This window comes from Bradyrhizobium sp. 159 (assembly GCF_023073795.1).
GTDB lineage: Bacteria > Pseudomonadota > Alphaproteobacteria > Rhizobiales > Xanthobacteraceae > Bradyrhizobium.
In genome coordinates this window covers 192,704-212,396 of sequence record NZ_JADPKE010000090.1, presented here as the reverse complement: position 1 = coordinate 212,396, position 19,693 = coordinate 192,704, and the positions used below count along the sequence as shown (strand labels likewise).

22 protein-coding genes and 1 tRNA gene are annotated in these 19,693 nt (G+C 63.9%); 5 read left to right on the top strand and 18 right to left on the bottom strand.

Going from position 1 to position 19,693, the window contains the following annotated elements:
• Positions 1–67: 67 nt before the first annotated feature.
• Positions 68–1,039 carry an SDR family NAD(P)-dependent oxidoreductase gene (locus tag IVA96_RS28875; protein ID WP_247420693.1) on the bottom strand — a complete coding sequence of 324 codons (972 nt, stop codon included), beginning with the start codon at positions 1,037–1,039 and terminating at the stop codon, positions 68–70.
• Positions 1,040–1,559: 520 nt separating this feature from the next.
• Between IVA96_RS28875 and IVA96_RS28870 the strand changes: the two genes are divergently transcribed.
• From IVA96_RS28870 to IVA96_RS28860, 3 genes are all read left to right on the top strand, one after another.
• The gene (locus tag IVA96_RS28870) at positions 1,560–1,799 is read left to right on the top strand and encodes a hypothetical protein (RefSeq protein WP_247277081.1); all 240 of its coding nucleotides are present in this window, start codon (positions 1,560–1,562) and stop codon (positions 1,797–1,799) included.
• Positions 1,800–2,557: 758 nt separating this feature from the next.
• Positions 2,558–2,761 carry a hypothetical protein gene (locus tag IVA96_RS28865; RefSeq protein ID WP_247277080.1) on the top strand — a complete coding sequence of 68 codons (204 nt, stop codon included), beginning with the start codon at positions 2,558–2,560 and terminating at the stop codon, positions 2,759–2,761.
• Positions 2,762–3,153: 392 nt separating this feature from the next.
• Positions 3,154–3,666 carry a septal ring lytic transglycosylase RlpA family protein gene (locus tag IVA96_RS28860; RefSeq protein WP_247277079.1) on the top strand — a complete coding sequence of 171 codons (513 nt, stop codon included), beginning with the start codon at positions 3,154–3,156 and terminating at the stop codon, positions 3,664–3,666.
• 361 nt (positions 3,667–4,027) lie between these two features.
• Here the strand turns inward: IVA96_RS28860 and IVA96_RS28855 are convergent.
• The 7 genes from IVA96_RS28855 to IVA96_RS28825 form a co-directional block, all read right to left on the bottom strand.
• Positions 4,028–4,105, bottom strand: a tRNA-Pro gene (locus tag IVA96_RS28855).
• A gap of 103 nt (positions 4,106–4,208) precedes the next feature.
• Positions 4,209–4,787 carry a MerR family transcriptional regulator gene (locus IVA96_RS28850; protein ID WP_247277078.1) on the bottom strand — a complete coding sequence of 193 codons (579 nt, stop codon included), beginning with the start codon at positions 4,785–4,787 and terminating at the stop codon, positions 4,209–4,211.
• A gap of 24 nt (positions 4,788–4,811) precedes the next feature.
• A complete protein-coding gene (locus tag IVA96_RS28845; protein ID WP_018456841.1) occupies positions 4,812–5,153 on the bottom strand; it encodes an integration host factor subunit alpha in 342 nt (113 codons plus the stop codon).
• A 131-nt stretch (positions 5,154–5,284) separates the two neighbouring features.
• Positions 5,285–6,265, bottom strand: a complete 981-nt coding sequence (locus IVA96_RS28840) for a beta-ketoacyl-ACP synthase III (RefSeq protein WP_247277077.1) — start codon at positions 6,263–6,265, stop codon at positions 5,285–5,287.
• Positions 6,262–7,323 carry a phosphate acyltransferase PlsX gene (gene plsX / locus IVA96_RS28835; RefSeq protein ID WP_247277076.1) on the bottom strand — a complete coding sequence of 354 codons (1,062 nt, stop codon included), beginning with the start codon at positions 7,321–7,323 and terminating at the stop codon, positions 6,262–6,264. The genes IVA96_RS28840 and plsX overlap by 4 nt, the downstream gene beginning before the upstream one ends.
• Before the next feature lie 295 nt (positions 7,324–7,618).
• Positions 7,619–8,188 carry a DUF177 domain-containing protein gene (locus IVA96_RS28830; protein WP_247277075.1) on the bottom strand — a complete coding sequence of 190 codons (570 nt, stop codon included), beginning with the start codon at positions 8,186–8,188 and terminating at the stop codon, positions 7,619–7,621.
• Entirely contained in the window at positions 8,185–8,736 is a 552-nt protein-coding gene (locus IVA96_RS28825; RefSeq protein ID WP_247277074.1) for a ubiquinol-cytochrome C chaperone family protein, read from the bottom strand. Before IVA96_RS28825 ends, IVA96_RS28830 begins: the two co-directional genes overlap by 4 nt.
• Before the next feature lie 98 nt (positions 8,737–8,834).
• Here IVA96_RS28825 and IVA96_RS28820 point away from each other — a divergent pair, with 98 nt between their 5' ends.
• Both IVA96_RS28820 and IVA96_RS28815 read left to right on the top strand, forming a co-directional pair.
• On the top strand, positions 8,835–9,320 hold the full coding sequence (locus tag IVA96_RS28820) for an outer membrane protein assembly factor BamE (protein WP_247277073.1): 486 nt from the start codon (positions 8,835–8,837) through the stop codon (positions 9,318–9,320).
• A 191-nt stretch (positions 9,321–9,511) separates the two neighbouring features.
• The gene (locus IVA96_RS28815; RefSeq protein ID WP_247277072.1) at positions 9,512–10,513 is read left to right on the top strand and encodes a tripartite tricarboxylate transporter substrate binding protein; all 1,002 of its coding nucleotides are present in this window, start codon (positions 9,512–9,514) and stop codon (positions 10,511–10,513) included.
• Between the two features lie 150 nt (positions 10,514–10,663).
• Here the strand turns inward: IVA96_RS28815 and IVA96_RS28810 are convergent, their stop codons facing one another.
• The 10 genes from IVA96_RS28810 to IVA96_RS28765 form a co-directional block, all read right to left on the bottom strand.
• Positions 10,664–12,784, bottom strand: coding sequence for a sodium-translocating pyrophosphatase (locus IVA96_RS28810; RefSeq protein ID WP_247277071.1), 2,121 nt, complete (start codon positions 12,782–12,784; stop codon positions 10,664–10,666).
• 232 nt (positions 12,785–13,016) lie between these two features.
• Positions 13,017–14,015: a thiamine-phosphate kinase gene (gene thiL, locus IVA96_RS28805; protein WP_247277070.1), complete on the bottom strand. Its 999-nt coding sequence runs from the start codon at positions 14,013–14,015 to the stop codon at positions 13,017–13,019.
• A gap of 193 nt (positions 14,016–14,208) precedes the next feature.
• Complete coding sequence (gene nusB, locus IVA96_RS28800; protein WP_027548253.1) at positions 14,209–14,706, bottom strand: transcription antitermination factor NusB; 498 nt, start codon at positions 14,704–14,706, stop codon at positions 14,209–14,211.
• A gap of 3 nt (positions 14,707–14,709) precedes the next feature.
• Positions 14,710–15,201, bottom strand: coding sequence for a 6,7-dimethyl-8-ribityllumazine synthase (gene ribH, locus IVA96_RS28795; RefSeq protein WP_247277069.1), 492 nt, complete (start codon positions 15,199–15,201; stop codon positions 14,710–14,712).
• Positions 15,202–15,356: 155 nt separating this feature from the next.
• Positions 15,357–15,968 (bottom strand): riboflavin synthase, encoded by a 612-nt coding sequence (locus IVA96_RS28790; protein WP_247277068.1) that lies wholly within the window; start codon positions 15,966–15,968, stop codon positions 15,357–15,359.
• A complete protein-coding gene (ribD, locus tag IVA96_RS28785) occupies positions 15,968–17,116 on the bottom strand; it encodes a bifunctional diaminohydroxyphosphoribosylaminopyrimidine deaminase/5-amino-6-(5-phosphoribosylamino)uracil reductase RibD (protein ID WP_247277067.1) in 1,149 nt (382 codons plus the stop codon). The genes IVA96_RS28790 and ribD overlap by 1 nt, the downstream gene beginning before the upstream one ends.
• Positions 17,113–17,595 carry a transcriptional regulator NrdR gene (gene nrdR, locus IVA96_RS28780; RefSeq protein WP_011087793.1) on the bottom strand — a complete coding sequence of 161 codons (483 nt, stop codon included), beginning with the start codon at positions 17,593–17,595 and terminating at the stop codon, positions 17,113–17,115. The genes ribD and nrdR overlap by 4 nt, the downstream gene beginning before the upstream one ends.
• A 15-nt stretch (positions 17,596–17,610) precedes the next feature.
• Positions 17,611–18,909: a serine hydroxymethyltransferase gene (gene glyA, locus IVA96_RS28775; RefSeq protein WP_247277066.1), complete on the bottom strand. Its 1,299-nt coding sequence runs from the start codon at positions 18,907–18,909 to the stop codon at positions 17,611–17,613.
• Positions 18,910–19,175: 266 nt separating this feature from the next.
• Positions 19,176–19,397 (bottom strand): hypothetical protein, encoded by a 222-nt coding sequence (locus tag IVA96_RS28770; RefSeq protein WP_014494771.1) that lies wholly within the window; start codon positions 19,395–19,397, stop codon positions 19,176–19,178.
• A 37-nt stretch (positions 19,398–19,434) separates the two neighbouring features.
• Entirely contained in the window at positions 19,435–19,671 is a 237-nt protein-coding gene (locus tag IVA96_RS28765) for a hypothetical protein (RefSeq protein ID WP_247277065.1), read from the bottom strand.
• Positions 19,672–19,693: the final 22 nt, after the last annotated feature.

Genomic DNA, 19,693 nt, shown 5'->3' with positions numbered 1-19,693 from the left:
AATTGCCTGAGCACCTCTTGCCATGACGATCATCATACCCACATTGGCACCCCGCTCACAGGCGGTCTCAACCGAGCCGCCAGCCGACCTCCTGCGTAAAACTTTCGAAGAAGGCGCGGTCGTAGGCCTGCTCCGGCGCGGCGCGCACGCGCTCGTCCAGGCGCTTGGCGTCCTCGCCGACGAGAATGCGCCATCGCTCCGCCTTGACCCCGTCGAGAATGGTCTTCGCGGCCTCGGCCGCCGTCGTCGGCGCATCCTCCAGGAAGCTGCGGGCGCGCTCGGCAAACGCCGCCTGGATGTCCTCCTCAGTCATTTTGTCGGCATCTGGCACGCCGGCCGCGATCATGCGCTTGCGGGTCAGCGCGACCTCGTCGGCATTGAGCCGGTCCGAGCCGTCACTGCTCTGCACCTTGCGCGAATTGGAGACGATCGAGGTGCCGATGTGACCGGGCATCACCACCGAGCATTTGACGTGCGGCGCGTGCAGGCGGAGGTCGTTGATCAGCGCTTCGGTAAATCCCTTCACCGCGAACTTCGCCGAGCTGTAGGCGGTGTGCGCCTGGTTCATGCCGATCGAGGCCCAGAAGCCGTTGACGCTCGCGGTGTTGACGATGTGCGCCTCGTCCGCGGCGACCAGCATCGGCAGGAAGGTGCGCACGCCGAGATAGACGCCGCCCCAGCAGATGTTGAACGTGCGCTCCCACTGCTCGCGCGTGTTGGTGAACAGACTGCCGCCGCCGCCGATGCGGGCATTGTTGAACAACAAATGGATCCTGTCCGTCTTCTGCTGCTCGGCGAGCTCGTCGCGAAAACGCTTCAGATGGTCCTCGATCGCGACATCGGCGACATGCGTCGTGACGCGCAGGCCTTGCGGCAGCTTCTCGACCTCGCAGAGCCGCTTGGTCTCGGCCATCGCGGCTTCCGAGACGTCGCACATCGCAACGTTGCAGCCCTCGGCCACGAGCTGCCGTGCGAGCTCGCGCCCCATTCCCGTGCCTCCGCCGGTGATGACTGCGATCTTTCCTGCAAAATCCTTCATGGGACTTCGGTCCCTCCCCTTGTCGGTATGTTTCTTCAGAGCTGCCCGCGCTGCGGGGCGCCGCGTAAAATGTAGCAGCGTCGCTCGGCAGGTAAAAGCGCATCGGCGCGATCATTCGACGCCGGTGATTTCGGGCCGCGGACTATTCACATGAAGGCATCGGCAGCCTCGTCGAGGTCACCGCGGTCGAGATGAGGAGCGGTGCGCGGCAGCAGCTTGAGCGAGCACCAATGCCGTTAGCCTCATCCTGAGCAGACCGCGTGAAGTGGTCGTCTCAAGGACGACGCGCAAGACTGCTCAAAACCGTATGCGATAGCCCACAATCCGCCCGTCGCTGAGGCTGACCCCGTATTTGTCCGGCTTCGTGTTAGCGGGAATTTTTTTACAATCCGAATCGTCAAATCGATTCCATACGCTGGGGCAAGTCCGGCCCAGGCCAGCGTATTTCTTGCGATTCACAGGCTCTGGCACTCCGCTTGCATCCTCTTCGTGGTCAGAAATAACCGATGAGGTGACAGGAATGTTCGTGACCGTCGTTGCCGTGCTCTGCCGGCTAAGCGCAGCCAGCTCAAGCAGTTGCGTCGAGGAAATCGTGACCGACAGCAACATGACGCCCGAGATGTCGATGATGCAATGCGCGATCGGCGCACAGGCCCCGCTCGCGAAATGGATGGGCGAGCATCCCATCTATCGCGCCAACTGGCGCCTCGAGCGCTACAAATGCGTGCCTGGTCACTACGAGATCAAGGGCCACGCCTAGGCCCGTAGAACTACGACGTCGAGGAAACGCCCCGGAGGCGCACACCGCACGAACTGTTAGCGCCGAGCTCCTACGAAGAATTCAAACGAGTTTGCTACGTGGGAAAGTCAGCGAGATGCTGACCGTGACTGGCAAAAGCGACCGCTGCGGTCAGCAACAACCAATCGCAGCAGGCCGACGGCTGAGTCCTCGCACGCTCTGGCTACGAACGTAATCGATCCGGCTCAAGATACGCTCGCCAGTGTAATAGGCCTGGAGTAGGCTGCCGAAGCCACGTTTGTCGTGGCGATATTTTGGATCGGAGAAATCAATGTCAATAGTAAGAGCTGTTGCCCTGTTTACGATCCTTGCCTTCGGATGTGTTGTAGTCGCCGCGGGTTTCATGACATCGCCAGTATCCGCGGGCAAAATGGATGGCAAGCCGGGAGGGGGACGTAACTCGGCACACTATGACAATCCGAGCAGCGGCGGCGCAGCAAAGCCGCCGACTTCGACGAAGAAGTCACGTGCGCAATGAGAGTTGAGAGGGTCGCCGATTGACCCGAGCCTTGACGAGGATGGCCGCAGCGAAACATCGCTGCGGCCCGCGCGCCAAATGTGCCGGAGCATTTCGCAAGGAGCTAAATGGTAGTTCCATGCATGAGGCAATCGAAGCCACCGTATCGACCCGGACCTGCACCGCGTCCTCGCCGAGCAGATCCCACGCACCGGCCAGCTGAGGGACCTCGAAGCCTTCAACCGCGATTGTCCACGTTCTCGTGCGCGCCTATCTCGAAAGCCACCGCAAGGAGATGCGCAAGATCGCTCCGGGCCTTGCGACGTTCATCTGCGTCAGCGCGATCGAAGCGGTCGCACACAACACAGTGCTGAACCAGGCCGAGATGCTGCCAGAGAAAATGGTGAGGACGCTGGCGGACGAGACGACGCGGATGGTGGTGGGGTATTTGCGAGCAACCGCTTAGCAGTCGATATTGCGAGCGCTCATTGCGAGAGCATCGACAAGCCCCGAAGGTTGGGTCTCTACCTTGTCTGACTGGGCGTTGTGGCAGCTAACACAAATTGCGAAGCCCGAGCAGTTTGGAGATCGAAGGACTGTACTATCGAAGTAGAAGCCAAGTAGCGGCTGCTGCACGCGGCAATTTCGTGTCTTTGGGTTGCAGATCTACGGCGTGATGCGCCGCAGCGAAACAAGTGCTTGCTGCGCTGCCCTTAGTACTCTCGGAACTAGGCATCGAACCAGCGGTATGCATTCACCTTTGTCTGCACGAGAATGCGGGTGCAGGAACACAGGCCGATGAGTTTGCATTGTCCATCAGTTTTATGCGTGAGGCCGACCATGCAAGTTCTTTGTAGAATGATCGCGATTGCGACAATCCCAGCTTGGATGACGATCTGCTCGACTCCTGCTGTCGCGCAAAGCTTCGATGATAGGTGGTCCATCATTCCAAAAGCTCACGCGGAGCCAGCTCCTGAAGGGCTCGACCAGACAAAGAAGGATGAAACGCAATCGCAACCTTCGACCCCACAGCAAGCGCAACCTCTGACTCCGGAAGAGCCCTCGAAAGATAGTTTAGGAGCCCAATCTTCTCATCGAGTCATTTCCGGCAAAGCCTCCTACTATTCTTATCCCAAAGGCAAGACAGCAAGCGGTTCATCGTTTGATCGTAATCGGCTAACAGCGGCGCACCGCCACCTGCCCTTCGGCACCAAGTTGCGCGTCACTCACGGCAGCCGAAGCGTCATCGTGACAGTCAATGACCGCGGTCCGTTCGTCCGCAGTCGCGTCCTCGACCTTTCGCTGGCTGCTGCGCGCAGCTTGGGGATTACGGATCGTGGCGTGGCTCAGATTCGTGCAGAGGTGTTGTGAACATACAACCGGCGTCGAAGCGAAATTGCCTGCAATCAAAAGAACTCCGACGCTACTGCGCCATTGTTCTCGTCAGTATACCATTTACTCTGCGGGCCGACGGCAGCGCCGAATGGTGCAAATGCGATCACCCCCGATCCTCTACTTAAGTGCCTCAGCAGCCTCTTCTCCACCGCTGTCAAACCGCTTCGGAAAACCGTTATTCTCCAATGAGATCGCTACTGTGCATGGGGTTGTTTTCGGCGTTATTGTTTCCCGACCACCGAAGGGGCCACCCATTACTTGTCGCCACGCATCCGTGACGGCCGGGAGCAGGCTCCACGCCGACGGTCAATCCGCCCGACAGATGAGTTGAGAAAAATGGTCGGAGCGAGAGGATTTGAACCTCCGACCCCTAGTCTCCCAGACTAGTGCGCTAACCGGGCTGCGCCACGCTCCGAATGCCGTTCCATTAGCTAGGATCGCCGCTTTGTGCAAGGCGCCCGCACAAATTGGTGTCGGCTCAAATTCCCGGAACTGCCCGCAAAGCCGGCCGAGCGGCCCTACCCGTCCTTCAGCGCCTGATCCAGCATCTCACGGCAGGCAACGAGGTCGGCGAGCGCCCGCCCTAGCCGCTCCCGGTCCAGCGCGCTGGGGCCGGCCGGCGCGGCGGCAGTGCCGCCCTTGCGGAAGGTGGTGAGGATGTCCTCGTCGTCGATCTCGGCGAAGCGGAAGTCGATGCCCTCCTCTTCGTCGCCCTGGTAATCGTCATCGTCGCTGTCGGTGACGCCCTTGATCGGCGCCTCGTCGTCGGGCTCCATCAAGCTCGCGCCGATGGCGTCCTCGATGGCCCCGAACGAGACCGCGGCGGCGCTGTCGGCGAGGCCCTGCACCGATTTGACGCCGTGCTCTTTCAGGATCCGCTGCACCCCGCGGATGGTGTAGCCCTCCCCGTAGAGCAGGCGGCGGATGCCCTTGAGCAGGTCGACGTCGTCGGGGCGGTAGTAGCGGCGGCCGCCGCTGCGCTTCATCGGCTTGATCTGGGAGAACCGCGTCTCCCAGAACCGCAGCACGTGCTGCGGAATGTCGAGTTCCTGCGCTACTTCGCTGATGGTTCGGAACGCATCCGGCGCCTTGTCCAAATGCCAATCCTTTCCGAAAGGCGGTTACGCCTCGGGTTGAGCCTTGCTGGCGTCGCCGTTGGTGCGGTGCTGGGCGTTGATCCGCTGCTTCAGGATCGCCGACGGCTTGAACACCATCACGCGGCGCGGCGAGATCGGCACCTCGGTGCCGGTCTTCGGATTACGGCCGATACGCTGACCCTTCTTGCGCACCATGAAGGAGCCGAACGAGGACAATTTCACCGTCTCGCCCTTCTCAAGGCAGTCGGTGATCTCCTTGAGCACGAGTTCCACGAAGGCGGACGATTCCGTGCGCGACAGGCCCACCTTCTGGTAGACGGCTTCGCACAGATCGACACGCGTTACGGTTTTGCTTTGATCGGTCATCGCCCTGCCCCACATCACGGCGAACAATTGTTGTCTGAAATTAGGAGCTTACGATACAACGGTCAACAGCGCTCATCAATGCAGACGCATCGATAATCGCGCTGATTCCGGCAAAATTTTATCGACTGTTGCTACCAGCGCACGAGCGCGGAGCCCCAGGTGAAGCCGCCGCCCATGGCCTCCAGGAGAACCAGGTCGCCCTTCTTGATGCGGCCGTCCCTGCGTGCCACCGACAGCGCCAAGGGAATCGAAGCCGCCGAGGTGTTGCCGTGGCGGTCCACTGTCAGCACCACCTTCTCCGGCGCGATGTGCAGCTTGTGGGCGGAAGCGTCGATGATTCGCTTGTTGGCCTGGTGCGGCACGAACCAGTCGATGCTGTCGGCGTTGAGCCCGGTCGCCTGGAAGGCATCGACGATCACGTCCGTGATCATGCCGACCGCATGCTTGAAGACCTCACGGCCCTCCATGCGCAGATGGCCGACGGTCTGTGTCGAGGACGGCCCGCCGTCGACGAACAGCTTTGCCTTGTGGCGGCCGTCGGAGCGCAGATGCGTGGTCACGATGCCGCGGTCGGTCGCCGCATTGCCCGGCTGCTCCTGCGCCTCCAGCACGACAGCGCCGGCGCCGTCGCCGAACAGCACGCAGGTGCCGCGGTCGTTCCAGTCGAGGATGCGCGAGAAGGTCTCGGCGCCGATCACCAGCGCGCGCTTATAGGCGCCGGTGCGCAGGAAATTGTCGGCGGTGGCGAGCGCGAACACGAAGCCGGAGCAGACCGCCTGGAGGTCGAACGCCGCGCCATGGTTGATGCCGAGCCCGTGCTGCACGGCGACCGCGGTTGCGGGGAACGTATTGTCCGGCGTCGAGGTCGCCAGCACGATCAGCTCGATCGATTGCGCGTCCACGCCTGCATCGCTCAGCGCAGCCTGCGCCGCCCGCAGCGCCAAGTGCGAGGTGAACTCGCCCTCAGCCGCGATGTGCCGTTCACGGATGCCGGTGCGCTGTACGATCCACTCGTCGGAGGTGTCGATGCGCGCCGCCAATTGGGCGTTGGTCACCACCTGCTCCGGCAGATAAGAGCCGCAGCCGAGCACGACCGAACGAATTTTCGTCACGAAACAGCCTCCTGCGCGGCCTGCACGGAACTGAGTGCACCACCCTCGCGGTTGAGCATCTGATTGATCTTGTTCAGGAGATCGTAGTGAGCCATCTCATAGCCAACATCGATCGCATAGGCAAAGCCTTCGGCGCTGATTCCGCCATGGCTCTTGACCACTAGTCCCTTCAGACCCAGGAACACGCCGCCATTCGACTTGTTTGGGTCCATCTTGTCGCGCAGGGCCTGAAAAGCGCTGCGCGCAAACAGATAGCCGAGCTTGGACAGCCAGCTCCGCTGCATCTCGTTACGGAGTAATTCCGCCATCTGCCGTGCGGTTCCCTCGGCGGCCTTGAGCGCGATGTTGCCGCTAAAACCTTCGGTCACGATGACGTCGGCCAGCCCCTTGCCGATGCCGTCGCCCTCCACGAAGCCGATATAGTCGAGCTCCGGCAGGTTCCTCGCACGCAGGATCTCGCTGGCCTCGCGGATCTCCTCGTGGCCCTTGATCTCCTCGGCGCCGATGTTGAGCAGCCCGACCGTGGGCCGCGTCTTGTCGAACAGCACGCTCGCCATGGCCGCGCCCATGAGCGCGAGCGACACCAAATGGTGGGCGTCGCCGCCGATGGTCGCACCGAGGTCAAGCACGACGGACTGGCCACGCTTGGTCGGCCATATTCCGGTGATCGCCGGGCGGTCGATGCCCGGCAGCATGCGTAGGTGGAAACGCGCCATCGCCATCAGCGCGCCGGTGTTGCCGGCGGAGATCGCAACATCCGCCTCGCCCTTTTTCACGGCATCGATCGCGAGCCACATCGAGGAGGTTTTGCGGCCGCGCCGCAACGCCTGGCTCGGCTTGTCCTCCATGCTGACCGCGACGTCGGTATGGATGATCTTCGAGGCGGCCTTGAGCGCGGGGTGCTTTTCGAGCTCGGGCTCGATCTTGGCGCTGTCCCCGACCAGCAGGAATTCGCTATCGCGGTGCCTGCCAAGCGAGATGGCAGCGCCGGGAATGACCACGGCGGGGCCGACATCGCCTCCCATGGCGTCCAGCGCGATGCGAATCTTGCTTAGCATGAAAGTCCTGGAACCTGGTCTCGTGCGGTCTTGAGCTAGTGGGGCCGCAAATGGGTTCGCCACGGACATGGCGATTGGCCGAGCGCCACGCCGCACCCGGACGGGCCGCGACAATAGCGTTTTGTACCCCCGAAACAACCTCTTGCCCCCAGCCTTTTGCATTCAGGACGATCCGCGAGCGGACCGACAAATCAGGCCGGAAACGCATTGAAATCAAACGGATGAAACCGTTCTTCAAACCATCGCAGCAAACGGCTTGTGCCCGGTCCGAAGCGGTCCCGCCGCAAATGCCGAGCTATTTGCCCTTTTTCTTGTCCTGCAGGGCCTTCAGGGCTGCGAAGGGATGGTCCTCGGGATCGAGGGCGGTGACGTCCGCCTCGAACACGGCCCCCTCCTTGCGCGGGTAGGGATCGATCGCCAGAAACAGCGCGTCAGTGGCGAGACGGCCGAGGTCGATGATGCCATTGACGATCGCCTCCGGCGGGTCGGCGACCGCAGGCAGCGCCTCGTCGTCCCGCCCCTCTTCGATCAGGTCGGCCAGCCGGCGCGCCTCGGCTTCGGGGGCGAACATCATGTCCACCTCCTCCTCGATCTCGCTCTCGATTGGATCGAGCGTGACGACGCAGGTCTGGCCGATCCGGCCGCGGACCAGCCCCGTGACCTGGATCCGCCCGCCGCTTTTCGGCACGACATCGAAGCTGGCATGGGCGGACAGGATCTCCCGCAGGCCTGCGAGCTCGGCCATGGCCTGCCGTTCGGCCGCCGAGGCCTCGAGTACGCGATGCAGGCCGGTGTCGGGGACCTGCGCCACGATGACGGGCGCCCGCCAGGGATCGGGCTCGGATCCGGTCGTCGGTCGGCTCATGGCGTGACATCCTCTGGGAGGGCCGGGGGAAACTTGAAGGACGCGCGCAAGAGCGCGGCCTCGTCGGTCCGGCCGAGATCGGCTTCCGTGTCCCGAGCATAAGCCGCGAGCCTCTTCGCCTGATCCATGCCGGTCCCGTTCAAGATATTCTTGCAGATCGACGATGCCAGCGCCTCGCCGCCGCCCTCCATGGCCTGATCATAGGCCTGGACGCGGCCATAGAAGGCCTCGCCAAAAGCCCGCATCCGCTTCGGTACGGTCTGGTCCCCCACCCCCATCTCGCGCAGATTGTCGTCCATGTCCTCGCAGAACCGATCGAACAGCGCCTGCGACAGCTCGGTGGCGCCCTGGACCGTCCGCAGGCGGCGCAGCAGCAGCCAAAGATGCAGCAGCAACAGGTCGAAACGCCCGTTAACCGTATCCGGCACGCCCAAGTCACGGTAAAATATGGGTTCTCGCGCCTGCGTCACGATCATGCCATAGATGGCCTCGATGGTGCCCCGCGGGGCTAGCCGGGGTTTCCTGAAGTGATTGAACGGCCAAAGCATTGTGGTTTCCGCAAGCGGGCGCGCGCGTGTTGCATTCAGAGCCTCCGCCCGGTACTTCAGCGCCTCGTGCGACGCAAGGGGACGGAATCAGTTCCGCAATGACGATAACGAACCAGACCAGCCAGCGCGCACGTCAGCGGCGCGGCCTTTACGCACGCTGGCGCGGCCTGCGCATGCTCGCGGCCGCGACCCTGGTCGGCGCGGCGCTTGCGGGTTGCACCGGCGAGCAGTTCCAGAAGGGCTACATCCTGCCGCCTGGGGCACTGGAGCAGATTCCGATTGGCGCGAGCCAGGACCAGGTGCTGATCGTGATGGGCACGCCCTCCACCGTCGCGACCCTGGACGGCGAGGTGTTCTACTACATCTCCCAGCGCTCCGAGCGCCCCGTCGCCTTCATGAACCAGAAGGTGGTCGACCAACGCGTGATCGCGATCTATTTCGACAAGAACCGGCGCGTGCGCCGGCTGGCGAATTACGGCCTTCAGGACGGCAAGATCTTCGACTTCATCAGCCGCACCACGGCGACGTCGGGTCAGGAGATGAGCTACCTCGCCCCGCTATTCAAGCTGCTCAGCTTTAACTGAGCCCTTAGAGCGTTTTCGAGCCAAGTGGATACCGGTTCGCGTAAAGAAAACGCGTGAAACAAGAATCTGGAACCCGTTCCGATTGCACCGGAATCGGCTCGAGCCTGCGGCGTCGTGCCGTTTCGTGCGACTTGCCGTCGCGCGTCGGGTTCCCTACGCTCGCTGCAAAACGAGAAGCAGGGAGTGGATTCGTGCCCAAGACTTTTTTGTCCCGTCGTGGTGTGCTCGCTGGCGCTGCCGGCCTCTCGGCCGCAGCAATCCTGCCGCGATCGAGCCTGGCCGACTGGAAGCCCACCGAGAACGTTCGCCTCGTCGTGCCGGCGGCGGCTGGCGGCTCGACCGACGTCATGGGCCGGCTCCTGGCCGCGCATCTGCAGACTGCCTGGGGCCAGTCGGCGGTCGTGGAGAACCGCTCGGGCGGTGGCGGCACTATTGGTACAGCCGAGGTGGTCCGCGCCAAGCCCGATGGTCACACCATCCTGATCGGCAATCCGGGGCCGAACGCGATCGCCTACAGCATTTTCAAGAACCTCACCTACAAGCCGGACCAGCTCCAGCCGGTCTCCAACATGATCCGGATTCCGAACATCGTCTCGGCGCATCCGAAGACCGGCATCAAGTCGATTCCCGAGCTGATCGCGTACCTGAAGGCCAATCCGGACAAGCTCAGCTACGCCTCCTCAGGCGTCGGCCAGAGCCCTCACCTCACCGGCGCCTGGTTCCTCCAGCTCACCGGGTTGAAGATGACCCACATCCCATTCCGCGGCGCGGGCCCCGCACTCCAGGCCGCGCTCGCGGGCGACATCCAGATCCTGTTCGACAATCTCTATCCGAGCCTGCCGCAGGTGCAGAACGGCACGCTCAACGGCCTCTGCGTCACCACGACCGAGCGCAGCGAGCTCGCGCCCAATCTGCCGACCATGCGCGAGAGCGCGCCGGAGCTGGCGAACTTCGACGTCTCCTCCTGGTTCGCCGTCTTCCTGCCGAAGGGCGTCCCTGCGCCCGTGCTCGAAGCGCTCAATCTCCAAGTGAAGGCGATGCTGGAGCGCGACGACATCAAGAAGCAGATCGCCGCCATGGGGGCCCGCGCCGACTACGGCACGCCGCAGCAATTCGCCGTCTTCGTGGATGCCGAGACAAAGAAGTTCGCCGCGATCATCCAGAAGGAAGGCCTGCAAATGGACGTGCAGTAACGCACAGCGTCATTCCGGGGCGGCTCCAACGAGCCGAACCCGGAACCTCGAGATTCCGGGTTCGGTCCTGCGGACCGCCCCGGAATGACAATGAGAAAGAAAACCCCGCGGCTCGCGCCGCGGGGTTTTGTCTCGTTCCACTTCCGCCGCTCAATGCGCCAAGATCGCCAGCAGCAGCAAGGCCACGATGTTCGTGATCTTGATCATCGGGTTCACCGCGGGGCCGGCCGTATCCTTGTAGGGATCGCCGACAGTGTCGCCGGTCACCGCCGACTTGTGGGCATCACTGCCCTTGCCGCCGAAATGGCCGTCCTCGATGTACTTCTTGGCGTTGTCCCAGGCGCCGCCGCCCGAGGTCATGGAGATCGCGACGAACAGGCCCGTCACGATTACGCCGAGCAGCATCGCGCCCACCGCCGAGAACGCCGCCGACTTGCCGGCCGCACCTCCGCCCGCGATCGCGTAGATCAGGAAGTAGACGACGATGGGCGACAGCACCGGCAGCAGCGAGGGGATGATCATCTCCTTGATCGCCGCTTTCGTGAGCAGATCCACCGCCTTGCCGTAGTCCGGCTTGTCGGTGCCCTGCATGATGCCGGGCTTCTCGCGGAACTGCCGGCGCACCTCTTCCACGATCGCGCCGGCCGCACGGCCGACGGCCGTCATGCCCATCGCGCCGAACAGATACGGCAAGAGGCCGCCGAACAACAGGCCCACCACCACGTAGGGATTGTTGAGCGAGAAGTCCGGATTGACGCCGGCGAAGTAGGGATGGCGCGCGGAGTCGGCAACGAAGAACTTGAGGTCCTGGTTGTAGGCCGCGAACAGCACCAGCGCACCGAGACCGGCCGAGCCGATCGCGTAGCCCTTCGTCACCGCCTTGGTGGTGTTGCCGACCGCGTCGAGCGCGTCGGTCGACTTGCGCACCTCCTTCGGCAGGCCCGCCATCTCGGCAATGCCACCGGCATTGTCGGTGACCGGACCGAATGCGTCGAGCGCGACGATCATGCCGGCCAGCGCCAGCATGGTGGCGGTCGCGATCGCGATGCCGAACAGCCCGGCGAGGCTGTAGGTGACCAGGATGCCCGCGATGATGACGATCGCGGGCAGCGCGGTCGCTTCCATCGAGACGGCGAGGCCCTGGATCACGTTGGTGCCGTGGCCGGTCACCGAGGCCTGGGCGATCGACTTCACCGGTCGATAATCGGTGCCGGTGTAGTATTCGGTGATCCAGATGATCAGCGCCGTGACGACGAGGCCGACCACGCCGCATTCGAACAGAGCCATGCCGGTGTAGTCGACGCCGTCGAGCTTGCCGAAGCCGATCAAGTAGTAGATCACCAGCGCGATGCCTATCAGGGACAGGATGCCGGTCGCGATCAGGCCCTTGTAGAGCGCGCCCATGATCGACTGGCTTGGCCCGAGCTTGACGAAGAAGGTGCCGATGATCGAGGTGATGATGCAGATGCCGCCGATCGCGAGCGGCAGCGTCATCATGTTGGCGAGGATCGGCGTCTTTGCGAAGAAGATCGCCGCCAAGACCATGGTGGCGACCGCGGTCACCGCATAGGTCTCGAACAGGTCGGCGGCCATGCCGGCGCAGTCACCGACATTGTCGCCGACATTGTCGGCGATCGTGGCGGGGTTGCGCGGGTCATCCTCGGGGATGCCGGCCTCGACCTTGCCGACGAGGTCGCCGCCGACGTCGGCCCCCTTGGTGAAGATACCGCCGCCAAGACGAGCGAAGATCGAGATCAGCGAGGCGCCGAAGCCGAGCGCCACCAGAGCGTCGACGACGACACGGCTGTCAGGCGCGAGCTTCAGCGAGTGGACCAGGAAGGCGAAATAGAGGGTCACGCCCAGCAGGGCGAGACCGGCGACCAGAAGGCCAGTGATGGCGCCCGCCTTGAAGGCGAGCTCCAGGCCGCCGGCGAGCGAGGTCGTCGCGGCCTGGGCAGTGCGCACATTGGCGCGGACCGAGACGTTCATGCCAATGAAGCCGGCCGCCCCCGACAGGATGGCGCCGATGGCAAAACCGATCGCGACATAAACCCCAAGGAAATAGGCAAGCAGCACGAAGATGACGATGCCGACGAGACCGATCGTGGTGTACTGGCGCCGCAGATACGCCTGTGCACCTTCGCGCACCGCTCCTGCGATCTCCTGCATGCGCGGCGACCCCGCATCCGCGCTCAACACCGAAGACGTCGCCCAAATCGCGTAGACGACGGAAAGCACTCCGCAGAGTACTATCAACCATAATGCTGTCATGTGATTTTTTGCCTCAGATCCTTGATGTACCCCCGGCGCCTTTTGTTCTCCGTCGTGCGGTGCGGCGCCTTGATTTTGAACAAAGCCGCCCTTGCCCGAAGGGGCGGCCCCAGTCGGTTGCGAGCTTGCCAAAATCAAATTGAGGGTGCAACGCCGGATAAGGCCGAAACAGCCGATCTCGGCAGGTATTTAGGCCAGGCCCTGAGCGTCTGGCGCCGGCTTGGAGCGATTCCTAGAAATGGCTGTACGAAAGGCGCTTCAAAGTCAATTCCTGCCCCTGCCCATCAAGGAAGCGCGGCGGCTCTTGGCCCGCAACAATCGTGCCGATCGCCGTGACGGCAAGGCCAGCCGCCCGCCCCGAGGCGATCAGCGCATCGCTTTGCGCCGGCGGCGCGGTGCACAGCACCTCGTAATCGTCGCCACCGGCCAGTAGCGTCTGGATGCCAACGGCCATCCGCGCGACCAGGCCAGCTGCCGCAGCCGATAGCGGTACGTTCGCCACGTCGACGGTGGCCGAGACACCGGACGCTGCGCAAAGTTTGGCGAGATCGCCCGCAAGCCCGTCGGAGACATCCATCGCGGCGGTTGCGTGATCGCGCACGGCCTGCGCCAGCGCGTTGCGCGGCCGCGGCACGCGATAGCGCGAGACCAGAAAATCCCGTGCGGCGGGATCGGATGTCAGCGCGCCGGCCGCAGCGCCGCCGGTGAGCACGTCGAGGCCGAGCGCGGCATCGCCGATCGTTCCCGTCACCAGAATGCGCTCGCCCGGCCGCGCGCCGATGCGACCGACCATTCGTCCTTGCGGGACGCGGCCGAAGGCGGTGATCGAGATCATCTGCGGCCCCGGCGTCGACACCGTGTCGCCGCCGAGCAGCGGGCACGCGAAGCTCTTGGCGTCCTCGCCGAGCGCATCCGCAAACGGCCGCAGCCAGGCATCCTCCCTGTTGCGCAATGCCAGCGTCAGCACGAATCCGGCTGGGACCGCGCCCTTGGCCGCGAGATCGGACAGGTTCACCCGCAGCGCCTTGCGCGCGATGGTGTCAGGGGGATCAATGGCAAGATAATGCACGCCCTCCACCACCGCGTCGGTGGTGACGACGATGTCCTCGCCAGCCGATCTCAGGATCGCGGCATCGTCGACCAGTCCGAACGCGCCGGGATCGATCGCCAGCGGCTTGAAATAACGCGCGATAAGGGAGTCTTCGCCAGAGAGATTTTGCGTGTCTGCCATCGGCGCCAGCCTCACCCCTCTCTGTCATCGCCCGGGAAAAGCGCGAAGCGCGTCATCAAAAAAGCGACCGGGCGATCCGGTATTCCAGAGACGGTCGGGCGACATCGATAGGCCGCGGCGTACTGGATTCGCCGGTGATGACGCCGGTATATGGGGCAATCATATCGCATCACTTCACCACCCCAGGGTATCGCTACCCACGCCCGAACTCGTCACCGCGAAACTGGCGGCCGATCTGGTCGAGGACTGCGTTGACCATGCCGGTCTCCTCGCGGTCGACGAAAGCGTTGGCGACGTCGACATATTCGGAGACCACGACGCGGCCCGGGACGTCCTTGCGGTGCTGGAGCTCATAGGCCCCGGCCCGCAGCACTGCACGCAGGATCGCCTCGATCCGCTTCAGGGGCCAGCCCTTCGACAGCGCCTCGTCGATCAGCGGATCGAGCTTCTTCTGGTCGCGCACGACGCCGGAGACGACGTCGCGGAAGAAGGCGGCCTCCGCCGGAAGGTACGTATCGCCCTCGACCTCGTTGCCGAGCCAGTGGCTCTCGAACTCCGCAAAAATGTCGTTGATGCCCGCACCGGCGATGTCCATCTGGTAGAGCGCCTGGACGGCGGCGAGCCGCGCCGCGCCGCGGCGGTTCGCCTTCTTCTCCGGAGCACCCGCCGGCTTTTTGTTGTTGTCGGCCATGGCTCAGGCCTGCGCCAGACGGCGTTTGATGCGCAGCATCGCAAGCGCGGCACGTGCGGCATCGCCGCCTTTGTTGAGCTCGCTGGCGCGTGCCCGCGCCCAGGCCTGCGCTTCGGTGTTGACGGTGAGAATGCCGTTGCCGAGCGGCAGCTTTCGCGCCACGGCAAGATCCATCAGCGCGCGCGAGGATTCCTGCGAGACGATCTCGAAATGAATGGTGTCGCCGCGGATGACGCAGCCGAGCGCGATCACTGCGTCATAGGGCTTGCCGTTCGCCGCAGCCGCGTCGACCGCGATGGCGACCGCCGCCGGAATTTCCAGCGCGCCGGGAACCGTGATGACGTCATGCGTCAGGCCGGCCGCCTTCAGCTCGGCGATTGCGCCGTCGAGAAGCGCGTCCTGGAGATCGTCATAGAACCGCGCTTCGACAATCAGCGCGCGGGCGCCGGAAATGTCGGTCTGGTCTTTCAGGGGTGCGCGCCGCGCGTCTGCCATCGTTCAATCCGTTTCGAAAGGGTCGGCGCTATGTAGTCGCCGGAAGCAGGTAAGCCAAGTTCTAAAGACATGGTCATTCCGGGGCGGCTCGAAGAGCCGAACCCGGAATCTCGAGATTCCGGGTTCGATGCTAACGCATCGCCCCGGAATGACGGCTACGCCGTCATTTCCGTCAGCCGCGCCGCGTAGCGAGCCATCAGATCGACCTCGATATTGACCTCGTCCCCCGCTTTCCAGCCGCCGATCGTCGTCACCGTCAGCGTGTGCGGGATGATAAGCACCGAAAAGGTCACGTCCTTCACTGTATTGACGGTCAGCGAGACTCCGTCGAGCGTGATCGAGCCCTTGGTGGCGATGAAGCGCGCCAGCTCGCGCGTCGTCGAGAGCTCGAACCTCGCCATCTCGGGCAGGTCCTCGCGGCTGAGCAGCGTCGCGACACCGTCGGCATGGCCGGCGACGATATGACCGCCGAGCTCGTCGCCGATCTTCAGCGCCCGCTCGAGGTTCAGCCGTGTGCCGACCTTCCAGTGTTTTGCGGTCGTCAGCGCCAGCGTCTCGGCGGCGGCATCGACGTCGAACCACGTCTTGCCCGCCTGAACGCCGGAGGCGACCACGGTGAGGCAGACGCCGTTGCAGGCGATCGAGGCGCCATCGGCGATGGTGGCGCGATCATAATTGCAGGCGATGCGCAGACGGTGCAGCTGCCCCTGCGCCGTCGGCGTGAAACTGACGATCTCGCCGATATCGGTGACAATGCCAGTGAACATTACGAGCGCTCGTAAACGGTGAGAGTATCCTTGTCGAATGTCTCGCTAGCATGAACCTTGTAGGCCCGCGACTGCGTGATTTTCGACAGGGGCAATGCATCGAGCGCATCGACGCCGCCAGAGCCCACCTCTTCCGTGCCGCGGAACAGCCAGATTTCGTCGGCGAGGTCGGCCGCGACGAAGGACGCGGCGACACGGCTGCCGCCTTCGACCATCAGCCGCGTGATGCCTTTCTCAGCCAGCGCATGCAGCACGGCCGTGAGATCGAGTCCTGATGCACCGACCGACGGCACACGCAACATTTGCGCACCGGCCGCGCCAAGCCGTGTGGCGGCTGCGGCTTCGGCGAGTTCAGAACTCACCACCCAGAGCGGTGTTTCTCGCGCAGTGCGGACAAGCTTGCTCGCGCCGGGAATGCGCAGGCTCTGATCGAGCACGACCCGCACCGGCGAGCGCGCCCCCATGCCCGGCAGGCGGCAGGTGAGCATCGGATCGTCCGCCAGCACCGTGCCGATGCCGACCAGGATGGCATCGCTCTGAGCGCGCAAGAGGTGCACGCGATTGCGCACCGCCTCGCCGGTGATCGCGACCGGCTTGCCGCCGGCCGCACCGATCTTGTCGTCAGGCGAGACCGCAAGCTTCAGGATCACGTGCGGACGCTTGTCCCGGATGCGACGGAAATGCCCGGCGTGATCGAACGCAGCCTCTGCCGCGCAGAGACCGACGTCCACCGTTATGCCGGCTGCCCGCAAGCGCGCATGACCCTGGCCGCCGACTTCAGGATTGGGATCCTCGATCGCCGCCACGACCCGCGCGATCCCGGCGGCGATCACCGCATCGGCGCAAGGCGGCGACTTGCCGAAATGCGAGCACGGCTCCAGTGTGACGTAAAGCGTGGCGCCGAGCGCCGCTTCGCCTGCCCGCCGCAAGGCTTCGGGCTCGCCATGCGGCCGCCCGCCAGGCTGTGTCCAGCCGCGACCGACGATCACGCCGTCCTTGACGATGACCGCGCCCACGGCCGGATTAGGCCAGGTGCGGCCCTGCCCGCGGCGCCCAAGCGCCAGCGCAAGCTGCATGAAGCGGAGATCCGCATCCTTGGCCTCACGGGCCTTCTGCGCGAACTGATCTTCCAGGATGCGGAAGATCATTTGCGGATCGCGGCGAGCCGCGCTTCCTCCTCACCGGAGAGCTCGCCGAGCACGTCGGCGAAATCCTTGGCCTCGCGGAAATTGCGGTAGACGGAAGCAAAGCGCACATAGGCGACGTCGTCGAGCGTGCGCAGATGCTCCATCACGGTCTCGCCGATCACCTCGGAGGAGATCTCCGCCTCGCCGCCGGTCTCGAGCTCGCGCACGATGGTGGAGACCATCTTCTCCACCCGTTCCGGCTCGACCTGCCGCTTGCGCAGTGAGATCTGCACCGAGCGCATCAGCTTGTCGCGGTCGAACGGCACGCGGCGGCCGTTGCGCTTGATCACTGTGAGCTCGCGCAGCTGCACGCGCTCGAAGGTGGTGAAGCGGAAATTGCAGGCGACGCACACGCGCCGCCTGCGGATGACGGACGAATCCTCGGTCGGACGCGAGTCCTTTACCTGCGTATCGAGACTGTTGCAGTTCGGGCAGCGCATCCGTGTACCTTGACCTTACTGGTAGATCGGGAACCGGTCGGTGAGCGCCTTGACCCGTTCCTTGATCGCCGCTTCCACGAGCGGCGCCTTGCCGTCGTCGGATTGTGCGATCGCGTTGAGCACTTCGGCGATCATGCCGCCGACCTGCTGGAATTCGGCGACACCGAAACCACGGGTGGTCGCGGCCGGAGTGCCGAGGCGGAGGCCGGAGGTGACGAACGGCTTTTCGGGATCGAACGGAATGCCGTTCTTGTTGCAGGTGATGGCGGCGCGGACCAGCGCCTTCTCCGAGACGTTGCCCTTCAGGCCCTTCGGCCTGAGGTCAACGAGCATCAGATGGTTGTCGGTGCCGCCCGAGACAATATCGAACCCATGGCTCTTCATCGCCTCGGCCAGCGCCTTGGCATTCTCGACGACGTTCTTGGCGTAGACCTTGAAGTCCGGACGCAGCGCTTCGCCGAAGGCGACCGCCTTCGCCGCGATCACATGCATCAGGGGACCTCCCTGCAGGCCCGGGAAAATCGCCCCGTTTAGCTTCTTGGTCAGCGTCTCGTCGTTCCAGAGCATCAGGCCGCCACGCGGACCGCGCAGCGATTTGTGCGTCGTGGTGGTGGTGACGTGGGCATAGGGCACCGGCGAGGCGTGCACGCCGCCGGCGACGAGGCCGGCGAAGTGAGCCATGTCGACCAGCAGATACGCGCCGACACTATCGGCGATCTCGCGGAAACGCTTGAAGTCCCAGGCGCGAGAATAGGCCGAGCCGCCCGCGACGATCAGCTTCGGCTTGACCTCTTCGGCCTGCTTGGCGACCGCGTCCATGTCGATGATCTGGTCCTCGCGGCGCACGGTGTAGTGCGCGGCCTTGAACCACTTGCCGCTCATGTTGACGGGCGAGCCGTGGGTGAGATGGCCGCCGGCCGCAAGATCAAGTCCCATGAAGGTGTCGCCCGGCTGGAGCAGCGCCAGGAACACCGCCTGATTCATCTGGCTGCCAGAGTTCGGTTGCACGTTGGCAAAGTTGGCGCCGAACAGCTTCTTGGCGCGATCGATCGCAAGGTTTTCGGCGACGTCGACCCACTCACAACCGCCGTAGTAGCGCGCGCCCGGATAGCCTTCCGCATATTTGTTGGTCATCACCGAACCCTGCGCTTCCAGCACGGCCCGGCTGACGATGTTCTCGGAGGCGATCAGCTCGACCTCATGGCGCTGCCGGCCCAGCTCGCCCTTGATGGCGGCGGCGATGTCCGGGTCGGCCTGCTCGAGCGAGGCGGTGAAAAACGAATCGGGCGCGGAAGCGGTTTTGGCTGAGGTCATCTTGCGAATATCTCCACCGCCGCAGCCTGTTGGCGGGCTACGGGCGGGTCTGGTGTGGCGGTCGGAAGCAATGCGCGATCTACCACATTGCCCGCTCCCGGCCAAGCATTTGCGGGTCGGGCCTGAGATTTGTGCAAGATATGGTGGGGATTGGAGGTTTTCGGCATTGGAGCGGTTTCATAGAACCGCTCCTCCGCGAATGTCCGGACAGGACCACTTTGGACCGCACGTCGCGCCAACGGCCGGCGGCCGCAGCCGGCGTCGTTTTAGAGCCCGGTATACCCCGCTTTCACGGGGTCCACGCTGCCGTCGAGCTGCCGCAGATAAGTCAGGCCGCAGACCGTCAAGCGGTGCGGGTCCTTCTCGCCGGCCTCCATCAAAGTATTGAGATAGTTCGTGACCTTGGCCCGTGCCTCCTCGCTTGCCGCCGCGGTGCGGTTGGCGAGCAGGTCATAGGTCTGCATGATGCGGTCGATGGCGGCTTCCATGGCACCCTCTGGTTCTCTCGAATTTTGGGAGTTTTGATCAGGCAACCGCTCGAGCCTCGGACTGCATCTCAAACCTGGTGATCGCCTTGTTGGCGAGCCTGATCTTGTTGAATTCGCCCTGCTGGAGCAGCTTGACGATGATCCCGAGCAGGCGCTCGTCGGTGACGAGGGAATCTGGGATCGCGCCGGAGCGGCGAAGGTAGTTGGCGGCAATGGCGTAGGCTTCGCTCACAAGTTCCACGTTCAGCGCCTGAAGCCCACGCTCGACCAGCATCGACGTTTCTCCGATCCGAAGG

What these genes read in the sequence shown, in the direction of transcription:
- IVA96_RS28875 (WP_247420693.1), bottom strand. Translation starts at nt 1,039, where the DNA reads ATGAAGGATTTTGCAGGAAAGATCGCAGTCATCACCGGCGGAGGCACG.
- IVA96_RS28870 (WP_247277081.1), top strand. Translation starts at nt 1,560, where the DNA reads ATGTTCGTGACCGTCGTTGCCGTGCTCTGCCGGCTAAGCGCAGCCAGC.
- IVA96_RS28860 (WP_247277079.1), top strand. Translation starts at nt 3,154, where the DNA reads ATGATCGCGATTGCGACAATCCCAGCTTGGATGACGATCTGCTCGACT.
- IVA96_RS28845 (WP_018456841.1), bottom strand. Translation starts at nt 5,153, where the DNA reads ATGACCGATCAAAGCAAAACCGTAACGCGTGTCGATCTGTGCGAAGCC.
- plsX (WP_247277076.1), bottom strand. Translation starts at nt 7,323, where the DNA reads ATGCTAAGCAAGATTCGCATCGCGCTGGACGCCATGGGAGGCGATGTC.
- IVA96_RS28830 (WP_247277075.1), bottom strand. Translation starts at nt 8,188, where the DNA reads ATGAGCCGACCGACGACCGGATCCGAGCCCGATCCCTGGCGGGCGCCC.
- IVA96_RS28825 (WP_247277074.1), bottom strand. Translation starts at nt 8,736, where the DNA reads ATGCTTTGGCCGTTCAATCACTTCAGGAAACCCCGGCTAGCCCCGCGG.
- IVA96_RS28820 (WP_247277073.1), top strand. Translation starts at nt 8,835, where the DNA reads ATGACGATAACGAACCAGACCAGCCAGCGCGCACGTCAGCGGCGCGGC.
- IVA96_RS28810 (WP_247277071.1), bottom strand. Translation starts at nt 12,784, where the DNA reads ATGACAGCATTATGGTTGATAGTACTCTGCGGAGTGCTTTCCGTCGTC.
- thiL (WP_247277070.1), bottom strand. Translation starts at nt 14,015, where the DNA reads ATGGCAGACACGCAAAATCTCTCTGGCGAAGACTCCCTTATCGCGCGT.
- nusB (WP_027548253.1), bottom strand. Translation starts at nt 14,706, where the DNA reads ATGGCCGACAACAACAAAAAGCCGGCGGGTGCTCCGGAGAAGAAGGCG.
- ribH (WP_247277069.1), bottom strand. Translation starts at nt 15,201, where the DNA reads ATGGCAGACGCGCGGCGCGCACCCCTGAAAGACCAGACCGACATTTCC.
- IVA96_RS28790 (WP_247277068.1), bottom strand. Translation starts at nt 15,968, where the DNA reads ATGTTCACTGGCATTGTCACCGATATCGGCGAGATCGTCAGTTTCACG.
- ribD (WP_247277067.1), bottom strand. Translation starts at nt 17,116, where the DNA reads ATGATCTTCCGCATCCTGGAAGATCAGTTCGCGCAGAAGGCCCGTGAG.
- nrdR (WP_011087793.1), bottom strand. Translation starts at nt 17,595, where the DNA reads ATGCGCTGCCCGAACTGCAACAGTCTCGATACGCAGGTAAAGGACTCG.
- glyA (WP_247277066.1), bottom strand. Translation starts at nt 18,909, where the DNA reads ATGACCTCAGCCAAAACCGCTTCCGCGCCCGATTCGTTTTTCACCGCC.
- IVA96_RS28770 (WP_014494771.1), bottom strand. Translation starts at nt 19,397, where the DNA reads ATGGAAGCCGCCATCGACCGCATCATGCAGACCTATGACCTGCTCGCC.
- IVA96_RS28765 (WP_247277065.1), bottom strand. Translation starts at nt 19,671, where the DNA reads ATGCTGGTCGAGCGTGGGCTTCAGGCGCTGAACGTGGAACTTGTGAGC.